Annotated in this window: 1 pseudogene; it reads right to left on the bottom strand. The window is 63.8% G+C overall.

Annotation, left to right across the window (positions count from 1 at the left end):
* Positions 1–43 precede the first annotated feature (43 nt).
* Positions 44–232 (bottom strand): annotated as a pseudogene (locus ACRHNM_RS18355) (carboxylesterase/lipase family protein); the annotation flags it as partial.

Genomic DNA, 232 nt, shown 5'->3' with positions numbered 1-232 from the left:
AAAACCCCGCCTACCGCCTGACCACCCCGGCAGGGCTCCTGCCCTAAGGCAGCGTTTGCCTGGCCTGGCGGTCCGGGTCGTCCAGCAGTTCGCAATGGTCGTCCAAAATCATGGTTTCGCCCCTTTCGGGAGTGTAGGCAGCCCACTCAGGCAAGTCCCCGCCATTCGGGTTGCCCGTTCGCATAAACTGCAGCAGCCCATCGGACATCTTTTCGGCAAGTGCCCGGGGGCG

Origin of the sequence: Psychroserpens mesophilus (assembly GCF_050617655.1) — a bacterium.
GTDB classification, from domain to species: domain Bacteria; phylum Bacteroidota; class Bacteroidia; order Flavobacteriales; family Flavobacteriaceae; genus Psychroserpens; species Psychroserpens mesophilus_A.
This window is presented reverse-complemented; position numbering and strand designations above follow the sequence as displayed.